3 protein-coding genes are annotated in these 1,918 nt (G+C 74.5%); 2 read left to right on the plus strand and 1 reads right to left on the minus strand.

Annotated elements, in window-relative coordinates; genetic code table 11:
* Positions 1-339: SWIM zinc finger family protein (locus V7793_RS37055; protein WP_336014077.1), on the minus strand; the 339-nt coding region annotated here is incomplete at its 3' end.
* A gap of 127 nt (positions 340-466) precedes the next feature.
* Here V7793_RS37055 and V7793_RS37060 point away from each other — a divergent pair.
* Both V7793_RS37060 and V7793_RS37065 read left to right on the plus strand, forming a co-directional pair.
* On the plus strand, positions 467-1,603 hold the full coding sequence (locus V7793_RS37060; RefSeq protein WP_336014079.1) for an ATP-binding protein: 1,137 nt from the start codon (positions 467-469) through the stop codon (positions 1,601-1,603).
* The coding region (locus V7793_RS37065) for a DUF5682 family protein (RefSeq protein ID WP_336014080.1) at positions 1,600-1,918 on the plus strand (319 nt) is incomplete at its 3' end. The genes V7793_RS37060 and V7793_RS37065, both read left to right, overlap by 4 nt.

Here is a 1,918-nt window from a genome sequence, read left to right on the forward strand (position 1 = left end):
CGCCCACTCCGGCGGGCCGTCCGCGACCGGCACCGCCGCCGCGCCGGAAGCCCACAACAGCAGCAGTCCCAGCGCGTGCTTGCAAGGGAACTTGCGGCTCGGGCAGGAGCAGTTGAAGCCCGGCCCGCCCTCCCCGGACAGGTCCACCACCGTGCGGTACGGCTTGCTGCCGCTGCCGGAGCACTCTCCCCAGACCGCGCCCCCGCCCCCCTCCGGGAGCGCCCCCGCGCCCGACCACGGACCGGGCGCCGCGAGCTTGCTGCCTGCCTTGCGTGATGCGGCGTCAGGCGCCAGCGAGAGCACCGTTTCCGCCGTCCATCGATCCCCCTGCGGATTCATGCACCAAACGCTAGGACCACCCACTGACAATGGCTCTGACCTGCGGATTCAACAGGTTCCGGCGCATTGTCAGTGGGGTGGTGCAGGGTGGTTCGCACATCCCGGATCCGCACTCCTAGGGGGACTTGTGACCGCGCCCGGAACCGAAGCCGCAACCGAAGCCGCAACCGAATCCGCGACCGCATCCCAGGCCCTGCGCCCGCACGCGGAGCACGCCTTCGCCGAGGAGCTCAAGGCCCTCGCCGCCGCCGACGACCGGCCCCGCCCCGAGCGCTGGAAGCTCTCGCCGTGGGCCGTCGCCACCTACCTGCTCGGCGGCACCCTGCCCGACGGCACCGTGATCACGCCCAAGTACGTGGGCCCGCGCCGCGTCGTCGAGGTGGCCGTCACCACGCTCGCCACCGACCGCGCCCTGCTCCTGCTCGGCGTCCCCGGCACCGCCAAGACCTGGGTCTCCGAGCACTTGGCCGCCGCCGTCAGCGGCGACTCCACGCTGCTCGTCCAGGGCACGGCCGGCACCCCGGAAGAGGCCATCCGCTACGGGTGGGACTACGCCCGGCTCCTCGCCCACGGCCCCAGCCGCGAGGCGCTCGTGCCCGGCCCCGTCATGCGGGCCATGGCCCAGGGCATGACCGCCCGCGTCGAGGAGCTCACCCGCATCCCCGCCGACGTCCAGGACACCCTGATCACCATCCTCTCCGAGAAGACCCTGCCCGTCCCCGAGCTCGGCGAGGAGGTGCAGGCCGTCCGCGGCTTCAACCTGATCGCCACCGCCAACGACCGCGACCGCGGCGTCAACGACCTCTCCAGCGCGCTGCGCCGCCGCTTCAACACCGTCGTCCTGCCCCTGCCCGCCACCCCCGAGGACGAGGTCGACATCGTCTCCCGGCGCGTCGACCAGATCGGCCGCTCCCTCGACCTGCCGTCCGTGCCCGACGGCACCGACGAGATCCGGCGCGTCGTCACGGTCTTCCGCGAGCTGCGCGACGGCGTCACCACCGACGGCCGCACCAAGGTCAAGTCGCCCTCGGGCACGCTCTCCACGGCCGAGGCGATCTCCGTGGTCACCGGCGGCCTCGCCCTCGCCGCCCACTTCGGCGACGGCGTGCTGCGCGCGGGCGACGTGGCCGCCGGCATCCTCGGCGCGGTCGTCCGCGACCCGGCCGCCGACCGCCTCGTCTGGCAGGAGTACCTGGAGACGGTCGTCCGCGAGCGCGACGGCTGGAAGGACTTCTACCGCGCCTGCCGGGAGGTCTCGGCGTGAGCGGCACCGGCCCCGCCCTGCTGGGCATCCGCCACCACGGCCCCGGCTCCGCGCGGGCGGTACGGGCGGCCCTGGAGCAGTGCCGGCCCGCGGCCGTCCTCATCGAGGGGCCGCCCGAGGCCGATGCGATCGTCTCCCTCGCGGCCGACGAGGGCATGCGCCCGCCCGTCGCCCTGCTGGCCCACGCGGTGGACGACCCGGGCCGCGCCGCGTTCTGGCCGCTCGCCGGGTTCTCCCCGGAGTGGGTGGCGATCCGCTGGGCCCTGGCGCACGGAGTGCCCGTACGGTTCATCGACCTGCCGGCGGCGCACTCGC

Source organism: Streptomyces sp. KLMMK (assembly GCF_036961605.1).
Lineage (GTDB): Bacteria > Actinomycetota > Actinomycetes > Streptomycetales > Streptomycetaceae > Streptomyces > Streptomyces telluris.